We start from the raw sequence: 1,951 nt of genomic DNA, 5'->3' as shown, positions 1-1,951 counted from the left end.
ATGGTGCTGAGCTTCAGGGAGCCGACGGCGCGCTCAATCGACTTGGTCTGATCGATCAGCGCATCGATCGCCGCCTGCACGGTGGCGTTGCCCTCAACGTTGCCCTCGGCGATCTGCTGGTCATAGGCCTCGCCGGCCAGTGCACGCGCCTTGATCGCCTCCATCTTGGCGACGGTGACATCGAGCTTGTCAGACAGTTCCTTGTCGATCGCCGGATCGGCCGCCTTCACCATATCGGCCACCGAGGGACCCGAAACGACGGTGCCGTCGAGACGCGTGTAGCTCGCATGATAGGCCGCGCGAATGCCGATGGCGTCGTAGAGATGCGAATTGTAGGTGTTGTCGGAGAAGCAATCGTGCTCCTCTTCCGGATCATGCAGCAGCAGGCCGAGCTTCATGCGCTCGCCGGCCAGTTCGCCGTAGGACAGCGAGCCCATGCCGGTGAAGATGGTCGAGATCGCCGTGTTCGGCTCGCCATCGACGAGAGCCTTGCGGGCGGCGCCGTCTTCCTTCCAGTTGCCGACCATCTCCTGAATATCCGAAACCAGAAGGTCGCTGGCCGATTTCAGATACTCGGCGCGGCGATCGCAATTGCCGCCGGTGCAGTTCTTGAGGTCGTAGTCGGTATAGGGGCGCTCGCCGGCACCCGGGCCGGTGCCATGCAGGTCCTGGCCCCAGAGCAGGAATTCGATGGCGTGGTAGCCGGTGGCGACATTGGCCTCGATGCCGCCGGCTCCCTGCAGCGTGCCGGAGAGGAACTCCGGCGAAAGCTTCGATGCATCGACCTTCTTGCCGTTGATCTCGATCTCCTTGTTGGCGATCACATTGGCCGTGTAGAGCGCGTTCGCGTCCGATTCGGTGCCGTAGCTCTTGGCAACGTAGTCGATCAAGCCTTCATCCAGCGGCCAGGAGTTCACCTTGCCTTCCCAGTCGTCGACGATCTTGTTGCCGAAGCGGTAGACCTCGGTCTGCTGGTAGGGAACGCGCGATGCCTTCCAGGCGTCACGGGCAGCGTTGAGGGGTTCCACCGATGGCGCGGCGAGCAGCGCGTCGACCGCCTTGTCGAGCGCCTGCGCGGTGGTCAACGAATCCTCGTATTTGGCGAGTGCGATGTCGGAATAGGTCTTGATGACCGCCTTTGCATCGGTTTCCGCCTTTGCCGGCAACACGAATACCGCCGCCGTCAGCAGGGCAGTGGCGCCGATCGCCGCAAGCCTGCTGCCATATCGTGCTGTCATAATCACTCTCCAGTTTCTCGGAAATTCTGTAAACGGCGCGCGCAGCAACCGGCGCCAGGCCATCTGTGGGCCATTGGGCGCAAGAGATGCCGCGCCATCGCGCGGTTCGCGGAAGAAAGACACCAAAATGCCTCCAATCGAAAGGGTTCAAGGCCCAGACATTAAAGGGATGCGCTGACGCGCGAGCCTCCATAAAGCTGCGACATCGTCGGATGTCAATGACAATCCGCAAGAAAAGTCAATTGAAACAACAGTTTAGAATTATTCTAAACTACGACTCTCAACTTTATGCATTTTCCTGCACCGGTCTTGCCGCTGAACTGTGCGATTGACAGCCGCCATCCCGGATGCGACCCGCAAAAGCTCGCTTGCAGCGGTGCCAGACAATTGCCATCTGGCGAAACATCCTAGGGTAGAATCAGGATTGGATGCGATGAAGAACGGTGTGGTCATTGTCGGCGCGGGTCATGCGGGCGTGCAAGCGGCCGCCAGTCTGCGCGAAGACGGCTATGACGGGCCGGTGATCCTCGTTGGGGATGAGGACGAACTTCCCTATCACAAGCCGCCGCTGTCGAAGACTTTCATCAAGGATGCCGAGGCCAAGCCGCAACCCTTGCGCGGCGAGGCCTTTTACACCGGCAGCGCCATCGATTACCGGCCCGGCGTCAGGATCGATCGGATCGATGCCGGACGCCGCAGTTTGGATATTGCCG

The 1,951-nt window shown here is 60.6% G+C and carries 2 protein-coding genes; one reads left to right on the top strand and one right to left on the bottom strand.

Annotated features, from left to right (window positions below):
• The coding region (locus tag EN939_RS32145; RefSeq protein WP_127271583.1) for an imelysin family protein at nucleotides 1–1,238 on the bottom strand (1,238 nt) is incomplete at its 3' end.
• 433 nt (nucleotides 1,239–1,671) lie between these two features.
• Here EN939_RS32145 and EN939_RS32140 point away from each other — a divergent pair.
• Nucleotides 1,672–1,951 (top strand): FAD-dependent oxidoreductase (locus tag EN939_RS32140; RefSeq protein ID WP_164751421.1); only part of this gene is annotated, 280 nt, incomplete at its 3' end.

The organism is Mesorhizobium sp. M7A.F.Ca.CA.002.05.1.1, from assembly GCF_003998335.1.
Taxonomy (GTDB): Bacteria; Pseudomonadota; Alphaproteobacteria; order Rhizobiales; family Rhizobiaceae; genus Mesorhizobium.
This window is presented reverse-complemented; position numbering and strand designations above follow the sequence as displayed.